The sequence below is a fragment of the Xenorhabdus poinarii G6 genome (genome assembly GCF_000968175.1).
Taxonomy (GTDB): domain Bacteria; phylum Pseudomonadota; class Gammaproteobacteria; order Enterobacterales; family Enterobacteriaceae; genus Xenorhabdus; species Xenorhabdus poinarii.
In genome coordinates this window covers 3,554,715-3,579,888 of record NZ_FO704551.1, presented here as the reverse complement: position 1 = coordinate 3,579,888, position 25,174 = coordinate 3,554,715, and the positions used below count along the sequence as shown (strand labels likewise).

24 protein-coding genes are annotated in these 25,174 nt (G+C 37.9%); 10 read left to right on the top strand and 14 right to left on the bottom strand.

Features of this window, described 5'->3' with window-relative positions:
* Window positions 1-178 precede the first annotated feature (178 nt).
* The 3 genes from XPG1_RS16530 (at window position 179) to XPG1_RS16520 (ending at window position 3,315) form a co-directional block, all read left to right on the top strand.
* Complete coding sequence (locus XPG1_RS16530) at window positions 179-1,138, top strand: polysaccharide deacetylase family protein (RefSeq protein WP_045960862.1); 960 nt, start codon at window positions 179-181, stop codon at window positions 1,136-1,138.
* A gap of 39 nt (window positions 1,139-1,177) precedes the next feature.
* Window positions 1,178-2,302 carry a glycosyltransferase family 9 protein gene (locus tag XPG1_RS16525; protein ID WP_045960214.1) on the top strand — a complete coding sequence of 375 codons (1,125 nt, stop codon included), beginning with the start codon at window positions 1,178-1,180 and terminating at the stop codon, window positions 2,300-2,302.
* Between the two features lie 122 nt (window positions 2,303-2,424).
* Entirely contained in the window at window positions 2,425-3,315 is an 891-nt protein-coding gene (locus tag XPG1_RS16520; RefSeq protein WP_045960213.1) for a GNAT family N-acetyltransferase, read from the top strand.
* Here the strand turns inward: XPG1_RS16520 and rfaC are convergent.
* The 3 genes from rfaC to rfaD are packed head-to-tail and all read right to left on the bottom strand — an operon-like array spanning window position 3,295 to window position 6,272.
* A complete protein-coding gene (gene rfaC, locus XPG1_RS16515; protein WP_045960212.1) occupies window positions 3,295-4,272 on the bottom strand; it encodes a lipopolysaccharide heptosyltransferase RfaC in 978 nt (325 codons plus the stop codon). The two genes, XPG1_RS16520 and rfaC, sit on opposite strands and share 21 nt — an antisense overlap.
* Complete coding sequence (gene rfaF, locus XPG1_RS16510) at window positions 4,272-5,324, bottom strand: ADP-heptose--LPS heptosyltransferase RfaF (protein WP_045960211.1); 1,053 nt, start codon at window positions 5,322-5,324, stop codon at window positions 4,272-4,274. The genes rfaC and rfaF overlap by 1 nt, the downstream gene beginning before the upstream one ends.
* A 9-nt stretch (window positions 5,325-5,333) precedes the next feature.
* Window positions 5,334-6,272: an ADP-glyceromanno-heptose 6-epimerase gene (gene rfaD / locus XPG1_RS16505; protein ID WP_045960210.1), complete on the bottom strand. Its 939-nt coding sequence runs from the start codon at window positions 6,270-6,272 to the stop codon at window positions 5,334-5,336.
* Window positions 6,273-6,558: 286 nt separating this feature from the next.
* Here rfaD and kbl point away from each other — a divergent pair, with 286 nt between their 5' ends.
* On the top strand, window positions 6,559-7,755 hold the full coding sequence (gene kbl / locus XPG1_RS16500) for a glycine C-acetyltransferase (RefSeq protein ID WP_045960209.1): 1,197 nt from the start codon (window positions 6,559-6,561) through the stop codon (window positions 7,753-7,755).
* A 9-nt stretch (window positions 7,756-7,764) separates the two neighbouring features.
* Window positions 7,765-8,790 (top strand): L-threonine 3-dehydrogenase, encoded by a 1,026-nt coding sequence (gene tdh / locus XPG1_RS16495; protein ID WP_045960208.1) that lies wholly within the window; start codon window positions 7,765-7,767, stop codon window positions 8,788-8,790.
* A gap of 4 nt (window positions 8,791-8,794) precedes the next feature.
* Here the strand turns inward: tdh and XPG1_RS16490 are convergent, their stop codons facing one another.
* Complete coding sequence (locus XPG1_RS16490) at window positions 8,795-9,793, bottom strand: divergent polysaccharide deacetylase family protein (protein WP_045960207.1); 999 nt, start codon at window positions 9,791-9,793, stop codon at window positions 8,795-8,797.
* A 116-nt stretch (window positions 9,794-9,909) separates the two neighbouring features.
* On the opposite strand from XPG1_RS16490, the gene XPG1_RS16485 reads away from it, so the two are divergent.
* On the top strand, window positions 9,910-10,794 hold the full coding sequence (locus tag XPG1_RS16485; RefSeq protein ID WP_045960131.1) for an IS982 family transposase: 885 nt from the start codon (window positions 9,910-9,912) through the stop codon (window positions 10,792-10,794).
* 40 nt (window positions 10,795-10,834) lie between these two features.
* On the opposite strand, the gene envC is transcribed toward XPG1_RS16485, so the two are convergent.
* Window positions 10,835-12,148, bottom strand: a complete 1,314-nt coding sequence (envC, locus tag XPG1_RS16480) for a murein hydrolase activator EnvC (RefSeq protein ID WP_045960206.1) — start codon at window positions 12,146-12,148, stop codon at window positions 10,835-10,837.
* Between the two features lie 329 nt (window positions 12,149-12,477).
* Between envC and XPG1_RS16475 the strand changes: the two genes are divergently transcribed.
* From XPG1_RS16475 to cysE, 4 genes are all read left to right on the top strand, one after another.
* A complete protein-coding gene (locus tag XPG1_RS16475) occupies window positions 12,478-12,915 on the top strand; it encodes a rhodanese-like domain-containing protein (protein ID WP_045960205.1) in 438 nt (145 codons plus the stop codon).
* 128 nt (window positions 12,916-13,043) lie between these two features.
* Window positions 13,044-13,514 (top strand): protein-export chaperone SecB, encoded by a 471-nt coding sequence (gene secB, locus XPG1_RS16470; protein ID WP_045960204.1) that lies wholly within the window; start codon window positions 13,044-13,046, stop codon window positions 13,512-13,514.
* Window positions 13,514-14,533, top strand: a complete 1,020-nt coding sequence (gene gpsA, locus XPG1_RS16465) for an NAD(P)H-dependent glycerol-3-phosphate dehydrogenase (protein WP_045960203.1) — start codon at window positions 13,514-13,516, stop codon at window positions 14,531-14,533. Before secB ends, gpsA begins: the two co-directional genes overlap by 1 nt.
* Window positions 14,534-14,591: 58 nt before the next feature.
* On the top strand, window positions 14,592-15,413 hold the full coding sequence (cysE, locus tag XPG1_RS16460) for a serine O-acetyltransferase (RefSeq protein ID WP_045960860.1): 822 nt from the start codon (window positions 14,592-14,594) through the stop codon (window positions 15,411-15,413).
* 73 nt (window positions 15,414-15,486) lie between these two features.
* On the opposite strand, the gene trmL is transcribed toward cysE, so the two are convergent.
* The 9 genes from trmL to XPG1_RS16415 all read right to left on the bottom strand — a co-directional run bounded on the left by trmL (window position 15,487) and on the right by XPG1_RS16415 (window position 25,160).
* The gene (gene trmL / locus XPG1_RS16455) at window positions 15,487-15,990 is read right to left on the bottom strand and encodes a tRNA (uridine(34)/cytosine(34)/5-carboxymethylaminomethyluridine(34)-2'-O)-methyltransferase TrmL (RefSeq protein ID WP_045960202.1); all 504 of its coding nucleotides are present in this window, start codon (window positions 15,988-15,990) and stop codon (window positions 15,487-15,489) included.
* 105 nt (window positions 15,991-16,095) lie between these two features.
* Complete coding sequence (locus tag XPG1_RS16450) at window positions 16,096-17,970, bottom strand: polysaccharide biosynthesis protein (protein WP_045960201.1); 1,875 nt, start codon at window positions 17,968-17,970, stop codon at window positions 16,096-16,098.
* Between the two features lie 5 nt (window positions 17,971-17,975).
* Entirely contained in the window at window positions 17,976-18,587 is a 612-nt protein-coding gene (locus XPG1_RS16445) for a sugar transferase (protein WP_045960200.1), read from the bottom strand.
* Entirely contained in the window at window positions 18,588-19,745 is a 1,158-nt protein-coding gene (locus tag XPG1_RS16440; RefSeq protein ID WP_045960199.1) for a DegT/DnrJ/EryC1/StrS family aminotransferase, read from the bottom strand. It abuts the gene before it with no gap.
* 17 nt (window positions 19,746-19,762) lie between these two features.
* Window positions 19,763-20,572 (bottom strand): glycosyltransferase, encoded by an 810-nt coding sequence (locus XPG1_RS16435; RefSeq protein WP_045960198.1) that lies wholly within the window; start codon window positions 20,570-20,572, stop codon window positions 19,763-19,765.
* A 5-nt stretch (window positions 20,573-20,577) separates the two neighbouring features.
* Window positions 20,578-21,498, bottom strand: coding sequence for a hypothetical protein (locus XPG1_RS16430; protein ID WP_157879521.1), 921 nt, complete (start codon window positions 21,496-21,498; stop codon window positions 20,578-20,580).
* Window positions 21,499-21,728: 230 nt separating this feature from the next.
* Window positions 21,729-22,796, bottom strand: coding sequence for a hypothetical protein (locus tag XPG1_RS16425; protein ID WP_045960196.1), 1,068 nt, complete (start codon window positions 22,794-22,796; stop codon window positions 21,729-21,731).
* Window positions 22,793-23,938, bottom strand: a complete 1,146-nt coding sequence (locus tag XPG1_RS16420) for a CDP-glycerol glycerophosphotransferase family protein (protein ID WP_045960195.1) — start codon at window positions 23,936-23,938, stop codon at window positions 22,793-22,795. The genes XPG1_RS16425 and XPG1_RS16420 overlap by 4 nt, the downstream gene beginning before the upstream one ends.
* Window positions 23,925-25,160: an oligosaccharide flippase family protein gene (locus XPG1_RS16415; protein ID WP_045960194.1), complete on the bottom strand. Its 1,236-nt coding sequence runs from the start codon at window positions 25,158-25,160 to the stop codon at window positions 23,925-23,927. Before XPG1_RS16415 ends, XPG1_RS16420 begins: the two co-directional genes overlap by 14 nt.
* Window positions 25,161-25,174: the final 14 nt, after the last annotated feature.

Below are 25,174 nucleotides of genomic sequence, written 5' to 3'. Positions count from 1 at the left end.
TCAAGGTTATTCGGTGATTTTGATGTAAAAATCGTAGCGCGGCGTCTTTAAGCATGCCAACTAAAGGCGGTATAAGGTGGAGTTTACACCTAATCAGATAGCCAGGATTATCTAATTGCGTTATGTGATTGCTATGCGTACCATTAAATCACTATTATTATATTTTTGGTGCAATTCAATGTTATTACCCGCTTTTATTATCACGATCGACACTGAAGGTGATGATCTATGGCAAAATAATGGCCAGATCTTAACAAAAAACACCGAATATCTCCCAAGATTCCAGAGACTCTGTGAACGCTTCGGCTTCAAACCTGTTTGGCTAACCAACTATGAAATGGCAATGGATGATAGTTATATTGAATTTGCCAAAGATGTGATTGCCAGAAATACCGGGGAAATTGGCATGCATTTGCATGCATGGAATAGCCCTCCTCTTGTTTCCCTCACTGATGATGATCTGTATTATAAGCCTTATCTCATTGAATATCCGAAAGATCAGATCAAAGCCAAAATTGATTTGATGACTCATCTTTTGGAAGATAGGCTACAAACTAAAATGTTGAGTCATCGTGCTGGGCGTTGGGCATTCAACGAATATTATGCACAATTATTGGTAGAGTATGGGTATCAGGTAGATTGTTCGGTGACGCCAAAAGTTAACTGGACCTTTACTAAGGGGGATCCTAATGGAAATGGTGGAACAGATTATACTCATTTTCCTGATCATGCCTATTTTATGGATTTACAGAATATTGCGAAAGCAGGCGATTCTTCATTATTGCAAGTACCGATGAGTATTCAGTATAAGCACTTTGCGGTTATGAACTTTATTAAGCAAAAATATGATCGATTGAGGGGAAAACAGCGTTCTCCATCGGTTAATTGGCTGAGGCCAAACGGCGGAAATCTTGCGCAAATGAAAGAAGTCGTTCAGAAAACATTAGCATCTGGTAGTGATTATGTTGAGTTTATGCTGCATTCTTCAGAGTTTATGCCAGGAGGAAGTCCAACATTTAAGGATGAAGAACAGATTGAGCAACTTTATCAAGACCTAGAAGGATTGTTTGAATTTTTGAAGCCATTGGTACAAGGTCGTACTTTGGCGGAATATTATCGAGAGAAAATAATTAAATAATAACTCTAAGATGGGAAACTATAATGCAAAAGGTGTTAAATGGAAAAATACTTTAAGCACAAATTGGTAGATCTATTCTTAAAAATGTATACTAGACGTTGGGATTTTACCCAATCAAGAATAGAATTTAATAAATTAGAAGAGAAAAATTTCTCTAATATCATCATTTATTCTACAACTGCACTGGGTGATTTTCTGCTCAATACACCAGCGATACATGCTGTAAGAAAAAGGTTTAAAAATGCTTTTATTACATTGATTTGTCATCAGAATTTTAAATCTTTTCTTGAAGATGGTGCTGATTGGGATAAGGTTATCACATGGAATAATAAAGTGAATCATATCCCTAATTTATTGAGAGAAATAAATAAATCAGGTAAGCCTGATTTGGCTATCATTCTACACTCACACAATCCATATGATTATTTGAGTGCTATTATGTCTGGTGCTAAATTTGTGTTTAGGGACAATTACAATGAAAATAAACTAATTGAAAAATGGCTAACTAATTATGTTGAATCATATAGAGGACATATTATTCAACGGAAACTTGAATTAATAAAACCATTAGGATGTGATACAACGTCAACATCCTGTATTGAAATGCATCTGCCTTGTTGTGTTAGTACAATCAGTAAAAATCATGTATCAATTGGGTTTCAAATGGGGGCATCTTCACCTGAGCGCTGTTGGCCCGTAAAGAATTTTGTTCAAGTGGCATCCCATATTTTAAGTAATGATAATACTACGCAGATCGTATTAATAGGTTCGCCTAATGATATGCATTTACAACAAGATTTTATGGCATTGTTGCCAGGTAAATATCATAATAGGATAAATCAACTTATTGGAAAAACAACATTAGTAGAATTGACACAAAAAATAAATGAATTAGATGTACTTGTTACTGGTGATACGGGGCCGATGCATATAGCGATTGCCTTAAAAGTACCTACTATTAGCTTATTTGTAACAGCTTTTCCTTATTATACAGGCCCTTATCAGAATCCTGAGTTCCACAATATTATTGTCGGTGCGATGATGCCATTAAATAGAATAAATGATACAAATGTAATGGCAATTATATCGCCTGATGTAGTCTTATCTGAAGTGGATAAAGTGCTGTGTGGTACACGCTTACTGAACAACAAAGTATCTTTATAAATTTAGGGGCTGTCCTAGATAACCAATATAATCTAGGACAGCCCCTTGTATGATTTACTATAAGATAGTAGTGTGAGTTAATTTTTTGTCATTAAATTGTAACGGTATTTTTTCGGGGCGCTATGGATAAGTTAAAAACACTTTTTTCAGGATGGAAAGAATGCAATCTAGAACAGTATAAAGAAGCTTATGCTCTCTTTGGTGGCGGGGTATTAACACATCCGAACATTGTTTCTTTTTTGGATAACCATATAGAAGGAAGTCGTTTTTCCTTCTATATAAAGAAAAATGAACATACTATTGATGGTGTGTGTTTTTCTGTCAAAAATAAAAAATTAGTAGAGAATATACACGGTTCATATCCACTACCTCATGATGAGATTATTTTTCCTGTTGCAACGGATGCAAAACTATTTTTACCAATAAAATCGAAAAGATTATCATCTATTCATGAAAAAAACTTTATCAATGTCAGTTATAAGCCCCTTTTCAGTAAGCGTCAGATTTGTCTTATAAAAGATAGTTTCTCTTATAAAACCCGTCGTAATCGCAGCAACGAGATCAACAAATTTAAACGTGCAGGAGGAGAAATTCACCCTTCAAGTGAATTTAGTGCGGAAGAATTGGTAAATATTTATGTCGATTTGTATCAAAAGCGTTGGGATTATCGCCATTCTGAGGAGCAGAAAAAGCATCTTCTTGAAATATACTCAGAGCTTCGTGAGCATATATTTGGTAATGTGTTGCTGATCAATGGTAAACCTTGTGCTTATGATTTTGTTCTGTGGGCCGATAGCCCCAAATGGGTTTCCTTTGATGCCATTAATGGTGGTTATGATCCCGAATATGCTCACCTCAGCGTTGGGAGTGTTTTAATGTGGGTCAATATCCAAGAAGCAAAAGCACAGTGCCAAAAGGGAGATAAGACCATGCGCTATTCCTTGGGTAATCCTACTTTTGAATATAAAAATCGTTGGTGTGAAACATTACCATTAGGAAAAGTGCTTGTTTAATTTATTCTGTAAAAGCAGCTCAACCTCCCGTGGCATAATACCTTCCATCGTATTATCCACCGATGTCAGAGAATGCTGATCTTTTCCATATCCCCCAATCAATCCGGGATCAGTCGGCCCAAATAGCGTAATATTGGGCCGATCAAGGGCGGCTGTAAGGTGACTTAACCCCGTATCGACTGAAACCACGGCTTCTGCTCCCGCAAGGATGTGCGCGATTTCCGATAGTGACAGCTTTGGCAGTACATCAACATGGGAAAATCCGGCTGCCAGCCTTAATGCCCGTTGATGTTCATGCTCTGCCCCCCAAGGGAGTTTAATGCGCATACCTGTCGGCTGGATTGCTTCAATAAGTTGTCGCCAATGTTTTTCTGGCCAATGCTTTTCATCACGCGTAGTTGCATGGAGGAAAACCAGATAATGCCCTTCGCGATGGGCTGACGGGTGCAAAAAATGGCGTGCGATGGCGTAATCACCTTGCTCTGAAGGCTTTTTGTAACCCAAACTCTCCGCAAATAAAGCTCGAATGCGTTCAACGGCATGCTGTTTTTTACTGATGGTATGGCCGTGATCGTAAAAGAAACTGGCGATGGGTTCGCGGATACTTTTCCGGTCGTAACCGTGTTTTGGGCCTTGTGCCAGCCGAGTCACTAAAAAAGCACTTTTCAACAATCCTTGCGCATCAATGATAGCGTCATACTGGCATTGTTGAAGTTGTCGCTTAAATTGCGCTCTTTCTGCACGAACATCTTTCCTGAACCAATGTTGACGCCAACGACGGATAGCTACGGGGATCACATTTTCGATAGCATTGTGCCAGGCTGGAATTTGAGCAAACCCTTCTTCGACGACCCAATCAAATTGAATATCAGGCAAGCACGTTCTGGCATCAGTTAATGCTGGCAGAGTATGTAGCACATCCCCCATTGAGGATGTTTTCACCAGTAAAACACGCATTAATTTTGGCTCTCCGCCGGTAGCAATTTCGCTAATGAAGATAACACCATTGCAGGTTGAATATCGATCAGACTTTGGTGATAGCCGCCATCGCTGTCACCTTTTCTGATTTTATGGTAACCCGTAATCAAGCGGATGATTTCAGCTTTATTTGATAGCGGCGGCGTAAAATCAGGGCTACTTGGCCCATATAATGCGACTAATGGCCGGTTTAAGGCGGCCGCCACATGCATCAAACCTGAATCATTGGTGACGATAGCATCGCAGCCTGCGATGATATTGACGGCCTGCTCAAGTGAGGTTTTCCCCGCTAAATTGAGACAGTTCTCACGAGCCTCATCACTTAACAGGGTACGAATATCTTCACCCGCCGGATGATCTTTATCGGAACCAAACAACAATATCTGATAACCTTTTTCGGTAATTAACTGTTCGGCCAGGGTTGCATAGTGATAATGCGGCCAGCGTTTGGCTGGACCAAACTCAGCACCGGGGCAGAAGCCAATAATCGGGCGGTGATCGGCAATATTGAAGGCAGAGGTTGATTCTGCAATGTCTTCATCATTGACACTTAATTGTGGCCACAATAGTGGGTGAGGGAAGTCATCGGCACTGCGTATGTTTTTCCCTTCATATGCGAGAGCCACGTAGCGCTGAACCATGAGTGGAAAAGCCCGCTTATTCAGAACCCGGATATCATTCAGCAATCCGTAACGCATTTCACCGCGCCAACCGGTACGCCGAGGAATATTGGCAAAGAAAGGAATCAATGCAGATTTGAATGAGTTGGGTAATACATAGGCATGATCGTATTTATTTTCGCGCAATGTAAACCCAAGGCGTCGGCGCTCACCTAAAGCAAGGGCACCATGGCCGAGCGGCATCGCCAACGCCTGATTCACTTCTGGCATTTTTGCCAGTAATGGGCGGCACCATGCTGGTGCCATCACATCAATGTCTGCATGAGGGTATAACGCTTTCAACGTACGGTAGAGGCTTTGTGACATCATCATGTCACCCACCCATGATGGGCCAATCACCAATATCTTCATAGAAATCGATTAATTATCCTGATTGAGCCATTGCATATATTCAGCGACACCTTCCGCGACGGTTTTGAACGGTGTTTCATAACCCGTGGCACGAAGTTTTGTCAGGTCTGCTTGAGTAAAACGCTGATAATGCCCTTTTAACTTTTCGGGGAAATCGATGTATTCCACAACAGGCGATTTTTCTTGGTGGAATTGAGTGACAGCATCGGCAACAGCCTGGAAAGATTCAGCGCGGCCTGTTCCACAATTAAAAATACCGGAAATGCTATTTTTCCAGAACCACAGATTGACTGCGGTAACATCACCGACGTAGATGAAATCGCGGCGGAAATGTTCACTACCAGCAAACAACTTCGGATTTTGGCCTTGATGAATCTGATGATTCAAATGGTAGGCGACACTTGCCATGCTGCCCTTATGCCCTTCCCGTGGCCCGTACACATTGAAATAACGGAAACCACAAATCTGGGAATCTGCGTGAGGCAAAATATCACGAACATATTGATCAAACAGGAACTTAGAGTAACCATAAACATTGAGAGGCTTTTCATATTGACGAGCTTCAATAAAATTGTCACTACGACCACCATAAGTTGCAGCAGAGGAGGCATACAGGAAAGGGATTTGACGATCCAGACAATAGTGCAGTATATCTTTGGAGTACTGATAATTGTTATCCATCATATACTTACCATCCCATTCGGTGGTGGATGAGCACGCACCCTCATGGAAAATGGCGTCAATATCGCCTAAATCATCACCCGCAACGATACTGGCAATGAAATCTTCTTTATCCATATAATCGGTGATATCCAAATCAACCAAATTGACGAATTTTGTACCGTCTTTCAGGTTATCAACAACCAGAATATCCTTATAGCCTTCGTCATTCAGTGCCTTGACAATATTGCTGCCAATAAACCCTGCGCCACCAGTGACAATAATCATTTGGCTCACCTCTAAATAGTCAGTTCACGCTGTACCCAGATTTTTACACCCGGATCTTTCCACATTGCGGCCTTGTTGCTGCAATTTGTGCGTATAATAGCACTTAACCCTATTAACGACAGCAGCTTAAACAGGGGAATATCCTGAAATCTTGCTGTATGCCAGGCTCTGAGCCGTGATCAGCTTTACAAAGTTGATATTATCTTTCTCGTTGTGTCGTCACTCGCCGGATCTACCCGTAAAATACACCACGCCTTTCACTTAATCAGGTATTCAGGAGAGAAAAATGTCAGCGTCGTTTTATCAGAAAATTAATGAACAGTTGGAGCAGGCCCGTTCTGAAGGGCTATTTAAAAGTGAACGTATCATCACTTCTGCCCAGAATGCCAATATTGCTGTGACTGAGGGTAAGCAGGTCATTAATTTTTGTGCCAATAACTACTTAGGTTTGGCCAATCACCCGGATCTGATCGCTGCCGCAAAAGCAGGAATGGATAGCCACGGTTTTGGTATGGCTTCTGTTCGCTTTATTTGTGGTACGCAAGACACCCACAAAGTATTAGAAAATAAGATCGCTGAATTTTTGGGTATGGAAGATGCTATTTTGTACTCGTCTTGCTTTGATGCAAACGGGGGTTTATTTGAAACCCTGTTTGGGCCAGAAGATGCCATTATCTCTGATGCTTTGAACCATGCTTCCATTATTGATGGTATCCGGTTATGTAAAGCGAAACGTTACCGCTATACCAATAATAATATGCAGGAATTAAGAGCACAGCTAGAAAAAGCAAAAGCCGAAGGGGGTCAAAATATCCTGATCGCGACTGACGGGGTCTTTTCAATGGATGGCGTAATTGCTGACTTAAAATCCATCTGTGATCTGGCAGATGAATTTGGTGCTCTGGTGATGGTTGACGATTCACATGCGGTTGGCTTTGTTGGTAAGCAGGGACGTGGAACCCATGAATATTGTGATGTCATGGGGCGTGTTGACATTATCACTGGTACGCTCGGCAAAGCGTTAGGTGGTGCATCCGGGGGGTATACCGCGGCCCGTAAAGAAGTCGTTGAATGGTTGCGCCAGCGTTCACGTCCGTATCTGTTCTCTAATTCACTGGCTCCGGCGATTGTCGCTGCATCAATCAAAGTGCTGGATATGTTGAAAGATGGAGATGAGCTGCGTGAGCGTCTTTGGCGAAATGTGAATATTTTCCGTGAAAAAATGACTGCCGCGGGCTTCACGTTGGCAGGCGCTGACCATGCAATCATCCCGGTCATGTTGGGTGATGCGAAATTGGCGCAGGAATTCGCCGCGGAACTCTTGAAAGAAGGCATCTATGTGATTGGCTTCTTCTATCCGGTTGTTCCTAAAGATCAGGCTCGCATCCGTACTCAGATCTCCGCTGCCCATACGGAAGCGCAAATTGAGCGTGTGGTGGCTGCATTTATACGCATCGGCAAGCAATTGAACGTCATTGCCTAAGGTTTCATTATGAAAGCATTGTCTAAATTAAAGTCAGAAGAAGGTATCTGGATGACGGATGTGCCCACACCAACGATTGGGCACAATGATGTGATGATTAAAATCCGTAAAACAGCCATTTGCGGGACAGATGTTCACATCTATAACTGGGATGATTGGTCCCAAAAAACGATCCCTGTGCCAATGGTGGTAGGACACGAATATGTTGGTGAAGTGGTTGCGATTGGCCAGGAAGTAAAAGGCTTCGAGATTGGTGATCGCGTATCTGGTGAAGGCCATATTACTTGTGGTCACTGCCGTAATTGTCGTGGTGGGCGTACTCACTTATGCCGCAATACCACCGGTGTTGGTGTGAACCGTGAAGGTGCTTTTGCTGAGTATCTGGTTATTCCGGCATTTAATGCCTTTAAAATTCCGGAGAATATTCCGGATGAGATGGCGGCTATTTTTGACCCCTTCGGTAACGCGGTACACACGGCGTTGTCTTTTGATCTGGTGGGGGAAGATGTACTGGTATCCGGTGCAGGCCCTATTGGGATTATGGCCGCGGCAGTGTGTAAGCATGTGGGTGCCCGCCATGTCGTGATTACTGATGTGAACGAATATCGCCTTGAGCTGGCCCGCAAAATGGGGGTTACTCGTGCTGTGAATGTCAGTGAAGAAAACCTGACCGATGTGATGGCAGAGCTGGGCATGACAGAAGGTTTTGATGTGGGGTTGGAGATGTCAGGTGCACCCCCTGCATTTCGTACGTTACTGAATACCATGAATCACGGCGGACGTATCGCACTGTTGGGGATCCCGCCATCAGACATGGCAATAGACTGGAATCAAGTCATCTTTAAGGGGCTATTCATTAAGGGGATTTACGGACGTGAGATGTTCGAAACCTGGTATAAGATGGCCGCGTTGATCCAGTCTGGTTTGGATTTGTCCCCGATTATCACTCACCAATTTGCCATTGATGATTACCAGAAAGGCTTTGATATTATGCGATCCGGGCAATCTGGCAAAGTTATCTTAAATTGGGATTAATGCATCATTTAAAGTTAGCACAGGCGTCTTTGGTTTTATGGGCGTCTGTTTTACCCTTTTTTTGTTTCGGGGCATTGCCCAAGATCGTTTGAAGGTACTGCCTTAAGGCATTCACGATGACATTGTTGGTTAATGCTTTGCTTGCCATCTTGAGATAATCCAACTGAATCGCAGGGACAGATTCCGATGCATGGCGTTTGGTACACTTGAGTGCGGTCTGTTGATCATGTTTGTTTGTCGGGACGGGGCTAAGTAACATACCGGGTGCAACCAATTCAATATCACGGGGTAAGATAGCAAGTGCTTGTTGTAAGGCTCGCAGGGTTGTTGGGTGCGGGTGTCCAATTGCAATGGCTGAACCTTGTTTGCGGGCAAGGGAGATGGCTCGGTTAAGTTGATGCAGTGTCTCTGCCTCGGTTTGAATATTATCCAGAAAAACATTGCGGCGGAGCACCGGGACTGAAGTTCCTTTCGCTGCTTTGGTCACTTGTGTATTACCAATGGTTACGCTGTCCAGAAAATAGAGATGATGATCGGATAACACTTGCATGACCTTTTCCATGCCACTGAGATTAGAGGTCATCGCACTGCCCATATGATTATTCATCCCGAGAGCATAGGGAACTTTCTGTATTGCATCTTGAATAATACGAGCAATTTCTTCCTTGCTCATGGTGGGATGGAGTGTGTTTTTTTCCAGTGGTTGCTTACTGAGGGGTGCCATTGGCAGGTGGATCAAAATTTCCCGTCCCTGTTTATGTGCTTTTTCTGCCATTTTTTTGCCGTGCGGAGAATTGGGCAGGATTGCGATAGAAACCGCAACCGGCATTTGGAGTATCTTATTTTCTTCGCTAATACGATAGCCAACGTCATCAATGACGATGGCTAAACGTGCAGCTTGAGCATTTGAGGTAAATGGCAATGAGGTGAAGAATAACAATATCCCAAGTAAAAGTGAGGATGAATTAACTCCTTTTATTAATCGATACCACATCTTCACCATGATTGTGTTCATCCTGTATTAATTAACCCGAATTCTGGATAAAAAATTGGCGAAGTGCCTGTTCCAAGAGCAAAGTTTTGGTGCACACCAAAAACCGCTCTAAGAAGGAACAGGCAATGAACAAACTAGTTGAAATTTTCTGCGATGTCGATGACTTTTGTCGTTTTTTCATTCCTCAATGGGAACAGTTTTGTCTTAATAAGGGGCATCGTCTACGCCGCAGGCAAGGTCACATGTATCCCAGTGAAATGATGACCATCCTGATCCGCTTTCACATGTCGCATTACCGTGATTTTAAACATTTTTATCTGGAGCATATTTGGAAATATCATCATCACGATTTTCCAACTTTGCTCAGTTATACCCGTTTTGTCAGTGTTTCCCCTTCCGTTTTAGTGCCGCTGTGCAGTTATCTGACTCAGTTAAAAGGAAAGCCCACGGGGATCGCTTTTATTGATTCCACGAGTTTACGCGTGTGCCATAACATTCGTATTCCCCGCCATAAGGTGTTTGAGGGGGTGGCACAGCGAGGAAAAACCTCGATAGGGTGGTTTTACGGTTTCAAATTACACTTGATTGTTAACCATCAGGGCGAAATTCTGGCACTCAAAATCACCGCCGGTAATGTGGATGATCGGGAACCGGTTCGCGAATTAGCAAAAGCATTAACGGGTTCTCTTTATGGTGACAAAGGCTATCTTAGTCAAGAACTGGCAGGTGCTTTAGCGCAAGCGGGTGTAACGTTCATGACAAAAAAGCGCCGTCACATGAAAGCGCAAGTGCTGGCTGAATGGGATAATATAATGTTATCAAAGCGTTTTATTATTGAAACAATTAATGGGCAATTAAAAACCATTTCTCAAATAGAGCATTCCCGGCACCGAAGTATAAAAGGATTTCTATTGACCGTTTTAGGTGGTGTCATTGCTTACTGCCTAAAATGGAAGAAACCGTCACTGAAAGTTTTCTACTCAGAAGAAGATTTTCCAATGACGGCTTAAACGGAATTCGGGTTAATTACGTCTATTCGATATTATTACCCTATTTGCCTAACCACGGTAATGGGTTAACAGCCCGCCCCTGACGGCGGATTTCAAAGTATAGTGCGGGCTGTTGTTGTCCACCGCTGCTTCCTACCAGAGCAATGGGTTGACCCGCTCTTACCTGTTGGCCAACCTTGACTAAGGTGCTCTGATTGTAACCATAAATACTCATATCGCCTTTCCCGTGTTCAACCACCACAACCAGACCATAGCCCTGCAACCAGTCTGCCAGTAATACACGCCCATCTGAGATTGCTCTGACCTCGGTGCCTTCCGATGCAGAAATGACAATCCCTTTCCAGCGTAGCTCACCTTGTATTGCGTCAGCGAAACTGTGTATGACACGCCCTCGAACTGGCCAGACTGCTTGCCCGGCAGGGCGTCCAAGACCGCCAGTCCGAGCCATGAGGGCGCGTTCTTCTTCTGTCGGTTTGTAGCTGGCGCCTGTTTGTTGAGCTTGTTTCTGTTTTGCGGCCACTCGAGCACGCACGCGTGCTGCCTCACGTGCTTCCTGTTCGGCACGCGCTTTGGCTTCCCGTTCAGCTTTGGCAATCTTGTTTCTTAATCTGGCTTCATTTTGCCGGAGTTCAGTCAGGCTTTGTTGTTCTTTTTTTAATGAAGATTCCAGTGACGTTAATGTTTTCTGCCGTGCGGTACGGGCAATTTCCATCTGTTGTTTTTGTTGTTTTTGGCTGGACAGTATGGCTTTTTGCTCATTTTGTTTTTCTAGTTGCTGTTTTTTTTTCTGATTGAGTTCTTCGGTGGTTGTTTGCAGTTTGAGGATCGTTTCCTGACGAGCCTGATTCAAGTAACTGTAATACGCGAGAATACGCTCTTTGCGTTGGCTTTCCTGACCATTGAGCAACAATTCTAATCCTTGATGATTTCCTTGTCGAAAAGCTGCGTCCAATTGACTGGCAAGTAATTGACGTTGCTCTTTTTGCTGTATTTGCAGGCGTTTAATATTTGTATTCAGCGATAAAACCTCGTTTTCCAACTTGCTCAAATGAGTCTGGGTCGTATGCAGAGAACGTCCGACTTCTGAAATGGTACTTTCTTGTTCTTTCAATTGAGTCAGCAGGTCAGTGCGTTTTTTTTGCTGTTGTTTGACACTTTTTTCTTTCTCGGCAATATCCTGCTGAATGTCTTTGAGCTGATTTTTATTTTCTGAAATTTGATTGGCGAAAGTATAGGGATTGAAACTGAAAAAGGCGAACAACAAGGCAAAGAGATATAACACCCTGATTTTACTTTGCTTATTATATTGTTTCTGCCGATGATTTCGGCTTGTTAGATCCTTATTTTCAGCCATCTTATTGAGTATCCTGCTGCTATATTGCGCCTGATTATTTCATGAGGAATTGTCCCTGACCAGAGAACAGCCTGTTTTTTATCATTAATATAAGTTTTAGTTAATTTAGTTCATTTATTGTTGAAGATCCTGCCTAGACTCAGTGTTACATGAAATATTTTAATCATGCATGATAATCAAGTTATTCTCAGGGTATTTTTAAACTTTTCTCGAAACTCCCCGCAAAAACTGCATTAGATTGGTGCTAATTGGCTGTAATTGACGCAACACACAGGTATACTCTTCTACCTTAGATATTTGTTATTAACTAACGGGAGTTGTTGCCCTCCATGCTGCAAGAAATCATGCAATTTATTAGCCGGAACCCGATCCTGAGTCTTGTCTGGATTGCATTGCTGGTGGCTGTCATTGCCATGACGGTAAAAAGCGTGTTCTCCAAGAGTAAAGAGATCACCCGTACTCAGGTCATCCATTTAATCAACAAGGAAGACGCAGTCGTCGTGGATTTACGTTCTCGTGACGATTTCCGCAAAGGGCATATCATTGGTTCCGTTAACCTGACGCCATCTGAGATTAAAGAGAATAATCTGGGTGAGTTGGAGAAACATAAAAAACAGCCTGTTATCCTCGTTTCAGCGAATGGGCTGGAATCCAGAACACCGGCGGAGAATTTGGTTCGTTTTGGCTTTGAGCAAGTTTATTCCCTGAAAGAAGGTATTGCTGGCTGGGTGGGTGAAAATCTGCCATTGGCGCGCGGCAAAAAATAACGAACTCAGGTGCAAGCTTAAGTACAACAATCTTAGGTATAATTAGGTATAAATACAATGATGTACAAATAGTACGCTTGCACGATTAAACGGTTTAGTAAGGACATCTAAAAAAGGTAAATATTATTATGTCAGAACAAAACAACACAGAAATGGCTTTCCAGATCCAACGTATTTACACGAAAGACGTTTCCTTCGAAGCGCCAAAAGCCCCGCAGATTTTCCAACAGGAATGGCAGCCGGAAGTCAAATTGGATCTGGACACGGCTTCCAGTGAACTGGCACAGGGCGTTTATGAAGTTGTTCTGCGCGTTACTGTTACGGCAACATTGGGAGAAGAAACCGCATTCCTGTGTGAAGTTCAGCAAGCGGGTATTTTCTCTATTGATGGTATTGAAGGCACTCAGTTGGCTCACTGCCTGGGCGCATACTGCCCGAACATTTTGTTCCCATATGCCCGTGAATGTATCACGAGCCTGGTAGGTCGTGGTACTTTCCCTCAGCTGAACCTGGCGCCTGTCAACTTTGATGCTCTGTTCATGAACTATCTGCAACAACAAGCAGAACCTCAGTCTGATGAGGCTGAGCAGGAAGCCTGATGAAGACCGCTTCTATGACAGTAATCGGTGCCGGTTCATACGGCACCGCTTTAGCCATTACTTTAGCTCGTAATGGGCATGAAGTGGTGTTGTGGGGACATAACCCTTCTCACATCAATGCCTTGCAACAAGCGCGTTGCAATCAGGCATTTTTACCGGATGTTTTTTTTCCTGATAGCTTACGGCTTGAAGCCGATTTGAAACGCGCTGTTGCCGCCAGTCGCAATATCCTGATCGTGGTACCCAGCCATGTTTTCGGTGATGTTTTGCAAAAGATTAAGCCACATTTACCGCATGATAGCCGTATCGTTTGGGCAACCAAGGGGCTTGAAGCAGAAACAGGGCGCTTATTACAAGATGTCGCCCGTGAGATATTAGGGAATAAAATTCCTTTGGCTGTCGTTTCTGGCCCGACGTTCGCAAAAGAGCTGGCGGCAGGTTTGCCAACAGCGATTGCAGTGTCTGCCACAACCCTTGAATTTGGTGAAGAGCTCCAGCAACTTTTTCATTGCGGCAAAAGTTTTCGGGTATACAAGAATCCGGATTTTATTGGAGTGCAGCTTGGTGGCGCAATAAAAAATGTGATTGCGATTGGTGCTGGTATCTCTGATGGTATGGGATTTGGGGCGAATGCCCGCACGGCGTTGATTACCCGAGGATTGGCAGAGATGAGCCGTCTTGGTGTAGCACTGGGGGCGGATCCTTCCACCTTTATGGGAATGGCTGGGTTGGGGGATTTAGTCCTGACCTGTACCGATAACCAATCCCGCAACCGTCGCTTTGGCATGATGCTGGGGCAGGGTATTGGCGTGGATGAGGCGCAGCGTGAAATCGGCCAGGTTGTTGAAGGATACCGTAATACCAAAGAAGTTCGGGCACTGGCGGAACGAGCGGGTGTTGAAATGCCGATCACCGAGCAAATCTACCAGATATTGTATCGCAATAAAAGTGTAATTGAAGCAGCTCAGGCATTATTGGGAAGAGCTACAAGGGATGAAGGAGAAAGTTCCCGCGCTTAATTAGATTAAAATCGCCTCCTCAGAGAGGGTAGAAAACAATCACATGAGAATGATTGATATGTCTCGAGAAGAACTGAGTGAAGTCTGGAAAAATATAAAAAATGAGGCAAGAGCTCTGGCGGATTGTGAACCAATGTTAGCCAGTTTTTTTCACGCGACATTACTCAAGCATGAAAATCTTGGCAGTGCCTTGAGCTATATGCTGGCAAATAAACTGGCGACACCGATTATGCCCGCAATTGCGGTCAGAGAAGTTGTTGAAGATGCTTACAGCAGTGAGCCAAAGATGATCGAATCGGCAGCTCGTGATATCAAAGCGGTTCGATTACGTGACCCGGCAGTAGACAAATATTCAACCCCCCTCCTTTATCTTAAAGGCTTCCATGCCCTACAAGCCTACCGTATTGCCCATTGGTTATGGAAACAAGACCGCAAGGCATTGGCAATCTATCTACAAAACCAGATTTCGGTTTCTTTTGGCGTTGATATCCATCCGGCCGCACAGATTGGCTGTGGCATTATGCTTGACCACGCAACAGGGATCGTGATTGGTGAAACCGCGATTGTTGAGAATGACGTTTCTATTCTGCAATCTGTGACTCTTGGGGGAACAGGTAAAACTAGCGGAGATCGCCATCCGAAAGTGCGAGAAGGGGTAATGATTGGTGCGGGTTCCAAGATCCTCGGTAATATCGAGATTGGCCGTGGTGCTAAAATTGGGGCGGGATCGGTGGTGTTAAGACCCGTTCCCCCGCATACCACTGTGGCTGGTGTACCGGCAAGGATTGTCGGAAAACCAGAAAGCGATAAGCCATCGCTGGATATGGATCAGCATTTTAATGGCATTAATAACGGATTTGAGAATGGGGATGGGATTTAAGGTCCTGTCCTTTTTTATTGAACAATAATAATGGCATTCAGCATGGATGAAGCGCTGAATGCCATTCATGAATTTAATCCCGCAATAACGCACCGGGATAACCCAGTTGCCGCCAGGCCTCAAACACAACCACAGCGACAGAATTGGACAGATTCATGCTGCGACTATCTGGTAGCATGGGAATTCTAATCTTCTGTTCCGGTGGCATATTATCTAACACATAAGATGGTAAACCACGGGTTTCCGGGCCAAACATCAAGTAATCACCATCACGATAACGCACATTACTGTGTGCCGGCGTGCCTTTAGTGGTTAAGGCAAACAGGCGCGCTCCAGAAGGGGATTGTGAGTTCAGTGGACTTAAACCTTCACTTTCCAAGAATGCATTGTAATCGTGATGTTGCTTGATGTTAGCAAACTCATGGTAATCCAACCCGGCACGACGCAGGCGTTTATCATCCCATGTGAAACCTAGCGGTTGGATAAGATGAAGCTGGCAGCCAGTGTTTGCACACAGGCGGATAATATTGCCTGTATTAGGCGGAATTTCTGGTTCGAATAGGACGATGTTTAGCATAGTGTTTAAAACGAAAGAATTTGCGATAGAGGTGGTTTATTCGAGAATAGAAATTTATTTTTTTGGATCTGTTTGTTAATGGTAGTGTTGGAAATAGTTAATAAATTATTTTAATAAATCACATATCTCGTCTTTGGGATGAAATTCCAAAGGTGCATTTATCAATATTTCGCGGATGGCTTTTAAATTACATTCACAGCAAGCAGCTTGAAGATTTTTAATTAATTCATTAAGCTCAGGCCATTCTAGATAGATCTCATTTGCCGTCATAATTCTAGGATGATTTGTGCCTGATACATTGTTTCCTACCAGTAATTCTTCATATAATTTTTCTCCGGGACGAAGACCTGTTACTTTTATTTCTATATCACCATTTCGATTATTTTCTTCTTTAACGGTTAAACCTGAAAGATTTATCATTTTGATTGCAAGATCATATATTCTTACTGATTCTCCCATATCCAATACAAAAACATCGCCATTTACGCCCATTGCACCAGCTTGAATGACTAGTTGAGCTGCTTCTGGGATTGTCATGAAGTATCGAGTAATGTCTTTATGAGTAAGGGTTATTGGGCCACCATTAGCTATTTGTTTTTCAAAAAGCGGGACAACTGAACCTGAAGAGCCAAGCACATTTCCAAATCTTACCATAGAAAACTGAGTATGTTTATTTTGTTTGGCTAATGCTTGTAATATCAATTCAGCAAATCTTTTTGTTGCTCCCATTATGTTTGTGGGGCGAACTGCTTTATCTGTTGATATTAAGACGAATTTATCAACTTTTTGAGCGATAGCAGCTTGAGCAATAGCTAGTGTCCCAAAAATATTATTTTGAATACCTTCTATAGTATTTAATTCCACGAGGGGAACGTGTTTGTATGCAGCAGCATGATAAATAGTATTGATATTAAACTTACTAATTATTTTATTTATTTTTTCTGAATTTTTTATATTCCCTAATATGGGAATGATATTTACATCAAGTTTTTTATCCCTATTTATTTTTTGCAGTTCTCTTTCTATTGAGTAAAGAGCATACTCTGTTAACTCAACTAGAATTAGATAATTTGGCTTTTGTAGAATAATTTGACGGCACAGTTCTGAACCAATTGAACCACCTGCTCCAGATATAAGGACATTTCTATTTGATATGTTTTTAGATAATAATTCTGGTAATGGAGATACTTGTTCCCGGCCTAACAGATCATCTATTGATATTTTTCTTAGAGTGTCGATCTGGGCTGTTCCATCTACCAATTCATTAAAGTTTGGGATTGTTAATATCTCACAATGAGAAGATTGTAGCTTCTCTATAATGTCTCTTCTCTCAGATCTCGATGCACTGGGAATTGCTAGTAGTATCTTTTTTACATTATACTTTTCTATTAAATCAATAATTGAGTTCGGTGAATAAACAATGACCCCATGAATGCTTAGGTTTTTTAGTTTTGCATTATCATCAATAAATGCTACTGGTTCAAATTCGTGATGCTCTTTTAGTATAGGTAATAGTTGTCTCCCTGATTCTCCTGCACCATATATAATGACGGCAGTACTCTTATTCATCATATGGTTACGAAGTGTTCTGTAGAAAAATCTAGTTCCACATAATAAAATAACTAAAAAAGAAAAGTAGATAATTGGAACTGTTCTTGGTAAAAATGCTTGTTGATATGCAGAAAATGCTATTAAGATTAGAGCTGATAAAAATGAACCAATGATAGCCCACTTTAAAATTCCCATATTAACATATCGTAATATTGCTCTGTAAAATCCTAATCTAATAAATATAAAAAGTGTGCAGGGTATTGTTAAACTAATTACAGACCAATGTAATAAACTATAAATAGGAACTTCTCTATCCAAACGTAGCCACATGCTGATCCAATATGAAGAAACTATCATAAAAATATCAGCAATCATTAATAAAAATGTTTTTAGTAACCTTTCTTTTTTGAAAAAAAGTCTCTCGTTCATGAACGTTACCTGAAAATTATTTTATATATAGTTTTAAAAATTATTTTTATATCAAAACAAAATGATTGTTGTTTAACATAGCTTAAGTAATATTTAGCTTTGATAGGCATGATTATATCGATATAAGCTTGATGAGGATTTGAATATTGAGATAAAATTTCATTTTCATCTATCATTTCTATAGATGCTAGATCTGTTATTCCCGGTTTTACTGATAATATCTCTGTTTTTATTTCCGGGGAATATTTATCCATAAATTCAGGTACCTCGGGTCTAGGACCAACTAAACTCATTTTTCCTTGGATAACATCAATAAGTTGGGCTAATTCATCTAGTTTATATTTTCTGATAAATTTTCCAGAGTTGGTTATACGAGAATCATTACCGATCGTAAGCTGTCCTTTTTGTTCAGAATTTAATGTCATACTCCTGAATTTATGAATATAGAATGGTTCTCCACATTGTCCAATACGTTTTTGACGAAAAAAAATGGGCCCTTTCGAGTCCATTTTAATCCATATTGCGATAGATACTAATATAGGAGATAAAAAAACAATCCCTATGAATGATGCAATAAAATCAAAAAATATTTTGAAAGTTTTATATTTTAATTTCATTTATTCTAAAATCTCTTTTATTGCATTTATTACTCTGATTTGATCGTCTTTTGTCATTTTTGTATATAAAGGGATGGAGATTATTTTATGAAAATTACTTTCTGCAACAGGAAAATCTTTATCAGATAATGAATAAGTGTTTTTCCAAATAGGGTGTTTATGAAGAGGAATAAAGTGAACAGAACATCCTATATTTCTCTCGGCCATTTTAATAATGAAATCATCTCTTGATATTTTGACTTCATTTTTTAGGCGAATAGGATATAAGTGCCATGCATGTTGATTATCTGAACTAAAAGGTTTAGTTGGCAATATTAGTGGTAAATTTTTTAATTCTTCATCATAAAACTTTGCCATTTCCTCTCTTTTTTGCTGGAAGGAATCAATTTTTCTCAGTTGATGAATACCAATTGCTGCACATATATCTGGCATATTGTATTTAAATCCTGGCTCTATCACTTCATAGTACCAAGCGGGAGTTTTGGATTGATATCGATCAAATGCATCTTTACTAATACCATGAAGACGCATCACTTTTGCTCTTTTTATAATGTCTGGATTACGGGAAACCAGCATACCACCTTCAGCTGTGGTCATTGTTTTATTAGCATAAAAACTAAAAACAGTAACGTCCGTATCTAATGTACCTATTTTCTTTCCATTGTAGATGGTTGGAAATGCATGAGCCGCATCTTCAACAATTTTCAGATTAAACTCTTTAGCAATAGAAATTATTTCATCCATATCACAAGATAAACCTGCAAAATGCACTGGAATAATAGCTTTTGTTTTAGAAGTGATAACTTTTTTTATTGCTTCGGGATCAATGTTAAGTGAATCAGGGAGTGAATCGACAAAAATGGGATTTGCACCTAGATAGCGAATGACTTCGGCAGTGGCTGTAAAGGTGTAGGTTGGAATTATAACTTCATCACCAGGTTTAATACCTACCGCTTCTAAAGCTAAATGTAAACCAGAAGTAGCTGAGTTAACTGAGATAGCTTCAACATTGCTATCTAAATAACTTGCAAAATCTTGCTCAAATTTTTTAGCTTTTGGCCCTGTAGTAATCCAGCCACTTTTCAGAGAATCTACTACGTCATCAATTTCTTCTTGACCTATTTCAGGAAAAGAGAATGGGAGGAATTTAGAAAACATGTTTAATCCTTATTAGTTTATCGTAAGTACTTATACATTACTTTTTTTATAAAAATAGGAGAAAGAGCTAAAAAGGCATAAAGGATTGCATATATATTTGCAGATAATCCATATCTTAATTCTTTATTTATTTTAAATATTCTATATTCTAACAAAGAAATGGTTTTTTTCTTATTTGCACGGCGCAAATAAAAATCAGATGTACGCCTGAACTTTAATCCAACATGAGGAATATTTGCAAATTTACAGTTGTTTTTGAAACCTGAAAACCATAATGCAGTATCTTCACCTAATGGAATATCAATGGGATAATTACCTGCTTTTTCAAAGAAACGCTTTCTGAACATTACTGTTGGATGAGCTAAAGGATCTCTTTTGCTAAAGAATTTAAATAATTCAGAATGTATTAATGGATATTTAACGGCATTTCTTATTTCAATATTATCTTCATTTATTTCAGAAATCCATGTCCCGACAACATCAATATTAGGGTTGTTGTCTAAAAAATTAGTTTGTACCAGAAAACGCTCTGGCGTACAGATATCATCTGTATCCATTCTGGCTATGTAATCACAATGGCAATATTTCAGTCCTTCATTTAAAGCTTTTGCTAGCCCGACATTTTCTTTTAAGGGGACTAAAGTTATTGGCAGAAGAGTTAACCATTTAGTTATAATGCTATTGAGTTCATTATTTATAGGACCGTCTAAAACTAATATTATTTCCTTAGGTTTATATTCTTGTTCATATAAACTTTGTAGAGATAAGTTAAAATAATTAGCAGACTCTTTATCATATAATGATACTAGAACAGATACGTTTTTCATGGTTTTTAGTTTATCTCATTTAAGATTACTTTTTTTTCTGGTCTTTTCTCTGAAATTAAGCCAAGAATAAAAAATAAAGAAACAGTTCCCATAAAGTAATTATCAAATAAAAAATTCATAATTTGTAAGTAAAAAATAACCAAATAAAATATATAATTTTTACTAATTATATTTATATATAAATATATTGATATAAGTAAAATAACCCCATGATCAAAGAATGTTTGTAAGTAGGCGTTATGCATAACTTTTCCAAATAGTTCAAAACTAGTATGTGAACCAAAACCATATAAAATATGAATCGGGTCACCAAGCATTATTTTCATACCTTCCATTTGAGAATATAGCCGAACTAATAGTGAATTTATTTTTAAAGAGATATAGTTTGTATTCCAATCAGATAGCATAATTAAATGGATGTTCTTAGAAACATACAGAATCACAATAATATACATTATAATTAAAAAAGTTAATATTAAGTATAGTAAATTATTACTTCTTAGCCTTTTAAAATTTACTACAGACAGTATAATAAATAGGAATATTACCAATGATGATATTGATTGTGTTAATATTAATATGCTAACTAAAGAAATTGTAGTTAGTTTTATTTTGTTTATATGTTTTTTTAGAGTATAGGTTAATAAAAAAATAGAACAGATTACTATTACAGAATAATTTGGATCTAATACTAATCCTGATATACGGATATCAAAAAGAAAGCCACCATCATATATACGTACAGATAGCCATAAAAGTGAAAATAAAATAGATGTAATAGCAAGCGCACTCATCATCCTATATAAATTAATGGTGAATGATTTGTTATATATAAATGAAAATGGGAATAAAAAAATAAATATTTTTAATAGTTTACCAATGGTTTTATAGATATTATAATCAAATGATAAGAATATAGGTGCCATATTAATAGCTAATATACTAAATAAAATAAAAAATCTCTTATTACTAATAATAAATATTCTTTTATATAGGCAAAATAGAATAGAGGTTAATATGATTATAATATGAATGTTAGTTTCACCGATAGGGGTTAAAGATAAAAAATATGATGATATTAAATGACTAATACTAACTGATTTTGAGGAATATAAAAATACAAAAAAAATAGATAAAAATAAAAGAAATGATATTATCATGGTAATTCATCTATTTTGTTTAGAATAAAGGTGCAAATATTTTCTACAGAAAAAATAGAACTAATTGGTGTAGGTACTGTAGGGTTATTAATATTATTTGACAATAAGTATTTATCGGCTAAATAGTGATTTGTGCATACTACAGGCATTGAAAATGCTTTCACTTGTAATATTTTTGCTGGGGTAATAGTTTCCATAAATTTACTGTTTTTATAAGGAAGCAAAATACATTGAGCTGAGCGTATAGTATTAGCCAACTCCTTCATCGAATAAATTGATTTTTTTATAGTAATATTATTATATTTATATAACTCTGAAGGACAATTATTACTTACAATTAATACCTTGTGATTTGCTAAAATAGAAATTATAACATCAAGATCAATATCTTTATGAAAGCTACCATAATAAATAAAATCATAGCTTATAGTATTTACATTATTATTTTTTATAAAAAACTCATTGGGAACTGGAGGTGGCATTAAATATGCGCTGTATCCTTTTTTGTATATGCCATTACTATTTATATAATCGATAGTGTCCAAACCTAGTTTTTCAATAACAATTTTATTATCACAAAATACTAAAGATTTTTTCGCTAAGATATTTTTTTCAAAATCTATTATTTTATTCTTATTTGGATATTTTTGTTGAGTAGTATCATGAACGCAGTAATATACCATTTTTGCTCTATTCCCACTTACATTCAATATATGTTTATGTGGAACAAATGTAATGATCACGTCATCTTTATTTAGTATTAATTTGTTTTTTTTTAAAATTATTCTATTAATAAATCCAAATATAAATAAAGGTGGAAAGATAAAGGTTTTTATAATATTAGGGTCGATGTTATAAGAAGTGATTTTTTTATTATTTTTAGTATATATAATGTTTTTAAATTTATTTTTAATTCTATTTAAATATCCACCGATTGGAATATTCATTGTTATTCTTTCAACAAAATAGCAATCAATGTTTTTTTTTCTTAAAAAATCAAAAACATATTGATTTATGTGCTTATTGTCGTCATAGTACACTTCACTAAAAATATATACTCTCATAAGATACTATCTTTTATTTTGTTTATAATATAATTATTTTCATTTTTAGAGCTAATCAGTTCAAGTAAATTAGTTCTCTCTTTTGCATGTACAGTTTTACATATTTTTGAAGATAATACATTAATTAAATCTATATCATTTAAACATATATACCCAGGTAATACATTAATTTTATATTTATATAGTTCCCTGTTTTTTAAATAATGGTCTTTATCATATTGGAAGAATATAATAGGTTTATCTAAAACTAAAAAATCTAAGTAAATTGAGGAGTAATCGGTAATTAAACAATCAGTACTTAATAAAAGATCCATTGGATCTATCTTGTTATCGATAATGTTGATATTTTTAAAATTCTTAAATGTTTTGAGGTTAAATTTAGAGTTAGAATGTAATTTTAAATTGAACCGAAATTTCTTTAATTCAGCTAATTCATCAATTTTATGTAGTAGATCTATTTTATCATCTATAAAGTTAGGATTATCATCGCGCCAAGTTGGTGTATAGGTAATAGTAAATATACTATTTTCTGAATTGTTTTTTTTATCTTTTAAAAAGGAAACACGAGGATAGTTTGCATCTATTATTTTATTTTTAGATTTCCTAAATGCAGAAAAAAAAATATTTTTATATAGATATTCTCCCGGGCATAGTAACAAACTTTCTCTTTTATGATGATGAGGATAAAGTATTTTCATCCATATATTTGCATCTTTGAAGTAGTAATTTAACGGTGGAGTTGAAATATCAAATTCAATTTTTTTTAAGGGAATACCATGCCAGAGGTTTACTAATATTTTCTTACCTGACGTGAAGTAACTTAAATTATTTACATATGATGAGTATATATAGACCTTGGATGTTAATAGATGGAATAATCCTAGTAAACTATATTTATATATAACGGGATATCCCATTTCTTTTACAAGAGAAAATTCAGATCTATTTTTTGCTAGCCAATAGCAATTTAATTGTTTTTCATTCTTAATGCAGTATTCAAATAAATAACGGCTATTATCATTAAATTTTCCAAAACTACCAAATAGCCATTTTTTTTTGTTAGAAGGAAATAAAAAACTAATGGGATAAATTGGATATGATATTAGTAAAATTAATCCTTTTTTTACCTTATTTAAATTCATGCAATACCTTCTTTGATATTTTAATAAAATATACAACACGGATTACCATAACTATACTCTCAGTTATCAAAACAGATATAGCTATGCTGATAGCAGTTATATGATTCATAACGCATAAAATAAACAACATTACTAATTGCAGAGTGGCTGCAATAATAACTGACTTATTCGCAATATCTAATCGATCTATAATAGAGAATGCAGGATAGCCGAAATTTACTGCAATAAAATTAATGATTGTTGTTATCAAGAATATACGGAAAATATCTATAGCGAAGTTATAATTTTTTCCATAGAATAAAATAATAATCTCATTCGAAAAATAATAAATAATGCCGATTGAAATTATTAAAGGAGGGATAAGAACTAGTATAAAACGGTAAAATGTTGATATATTTTTAGTTCTGGCTAAATAAGGATATAGTGCTTGGCTAATTGGAAATGAAATACTTTGACCTGCTTGGTATAATTTTTCAGCACTTGAATATAATGCTGCTTGAGTTAGCCCAGCATGGCTACCTATGATTAGAGTACTTGCAGAAGTATAAATTGATACAGCTGCTCGTGATAAGAAAAATGGGAAAGAATTTATTGTGATATTAATTATATCAATTAATTTAGGAGTTAATATTTTATAACCTAATTTGATGTACAGTAATAACCCTATGGTAGTTGCTATGAAGTTACTAAAAGCATAACTCAAAATTGCTTGTGATACATCATTACTACCTTTAACAAAAAATATAATAAATATAACATAACTTAATTTAGAAAATAATGTCAAACATGTAATGTTTGACATTTTTTCAATACCTTGGAAGAACCATATTATCTGAAAATTTTGAGATAATATTGCTAATAAAGTCACACTACATAGTATGACTTTATTTTCATTTATTGTATTTGTTACAGTAAAATATGTGATTAGGCAAATTGATGTTAATGAAAATAAAATCACTTTTAAGATAAAAATTGAACTGATATGTATATTTATCTTATTGGTATTATTTTTGTTATTAGCTATCCATGCGGGAGAGTATAAGTTAAATCCGAAGTCAGTTAGTAAATTTGATATCACTATTACTGACATAAGTAACATAACTAGTCCAAAGGACTCAACATTTAATACCCGGCTTAAATAAGGAAGTGCTATAATTGGAGATAAGTAAGTAATTAGTTGAACCGCTACGAGGGATAGTATGTTAACGGATAATCTAGACATATCTATTACTATTT

What these genes read in the sequence shown, in the direction of transcription:
- XPG1_RS16530 (WP_045960862.1), top strand. Translation starts at nt 179, where the DNA reads ATGTTATTACCCGCTTTTATTATCACGATCGACACTGAAGGTGATGAT.
- XPG1_RS16525 (WP_045960214.1), top strand. Translation starts at nt 1,178, where the DNA reads ATGGAAAAATACTTTAAGCACAAATTGGTAGATCTATTCTTAAAAATG.
- XPG1_RS16520 (WP_045960213.1), top strand. Translation starts at nt 2,425, where the DNA reads ATGGATAAGTTAAAAACACTTTTTTCAGGATGGAAAGAATGCAATCTA.
- rfaC (WP_045960212.1), bottom strand. Translation starts at nt 4,272, where the DNA reads ATGCGTGTTTTACTGGTGAAAACATCCTCAATGGGGGATGTGCTACAT.
- rfaF (WP_045960211.1), bottom strand. Translation starts at nt 5,324, where the DNA reads ATGAAGATATTGGTGATTGGCCCATCATGGGTGGGTGACATGATGATG.
- rfaD (WP_045960210.1), bottom strand. Translation starts at nt 6,272, where the DNA reads ATGATTATTGTCACTGGTGGCGCAGGGTTTATTGGCAGCAATATTGTC.
- kbl (WP_045960209.1), top strand. Translation starts at nt 6,559, where the DNA reads ATGTCAGCGTCGTTTTATCAGAAAATTAATGAACAGTTGGAGCAGGCC.
- tdh (WP_045960208.1), top strand. Translation starts at nt 7,765, where the DNA reads ATGAAAGCATTGTCTAAATTAAAGTCAGAAGAAGGTATCTGGATGACG.
- XPG1_RS16490 (WP_045960207.1), bottom strand. Translation starts at nt 9,793, where the DNA reads ATGGTGAAGATGTGGTATCGATTAATAAAAGGAGTTAATTCATCCTCA.
- XPG1_RS16485 (WP_045960131.1), top strand. Translation starts at nt 9,910, where the DNA reads ATGAACAAACTAGTTGAAATTTTCTGCGATGTCGATGACTTTTGTCGT.
- envC (WP_045960206.1), bottom strand. Translation starts at nt 12,148, where the DNA reads ATGGCTGAAAATAAGGATCTAACAAGCCGAAATCATCGGCAGAAACAA.
- XPG1_RS16475 (WP_045960205.1), top strand. Translation starts at nt 12,478, where the DNA reads ATGCTGCAAGAAATCATGCAATTTATTAGCCGGAACCCGATCCTGAGT.
- secB (WP_045960204.1), top strand. Translation starts at nt 13,044, where the DNA reads ATGTCAGAACAAAACAACACAGAAATGGCTTTCCAGATCCAACGTATT.
- gpsA (WP_045960203.1), top strand. Translation starts at nt 13,514, where the DNA reads ATGAAGACCGCTTCTATGACAGTAATCGGTGCCGGTTCATACGGCACC.
- cysE (WP_045960860.1), top strand. Translation starts at nt 14,592, where the DNA reads ATGTCTCGAGAAGAACTGAGTGAAGTCTGGAAAAATATAAAAAATGAG.
- trmL (WP_045960202.1), bottom strand. Translation starts at nt 15,990, where the DNA reads ATGCTAAACATCGTCCTATTCGAACCAGAAATTCCGCCTAATACAGGC.
- XPG1_RS16450 (WP_045960201.1), bottom strand. Translation starts at nt 17,970, where the DNA reads ATGAACGAGAGACTTTTTTTCAAAAAAGAAAGGTTACTAAAAACATTT.
- XPG1_RS16445 (WP_045960200.1), bottom strand. Translation starts at nt 18,587, where the DNA reads ATGAAATTAAAATATAAAACTTTCAAAATATTTTTTGATTTTATTGCA.
- XPG1_RS16440 (WP_045960199.1), bottom strand. Translation starts at nt 19,745, where the DNA reads ATGTTTTCTAAATTCCTCCCATTCTCTTTTCCTGAAATAGGTCAAGAA.
- XPG1_RS16435 (WP_045960198.1), bottom strand. Translation starts at nt 20,572, where the DNA reads ATGAAAAACGTATCTGTTCTAGTATCATTATATGATAAAGAGTCTGCT.
- XPG1_RS16430 (WP_157879521.1), bottom strand. Translation starts at nt 21,498, where the DNA reads ATGGCACCTATATTCTTATCATTTGATTATAATATCTATAAAACCATT.
- XPG1_RS16425 (WP_045960196.1), bottom strand. Translation starts at nt 22,796, where the DNA reads ATGAGAGTATATATTTTTAGTGAAGTGTACTATGACGACAATAAGCAC.
- XPG1_RS16420 (WP_045960195.1), bottom strand. Translation starts at nt 23,938, where the DNA reads ATGAATTTAAATAAGGTAAAAAAAGGATTAATTTTACTAATATCATAT.
- XPG1_RS16415 (WP_045960194.1), bottom strand. Translation starts at nt 25,160, where the DNA reads ATGTCTAGATTATCCGTTAACATACTATCCCTCGTAGCGGTTCAACTA.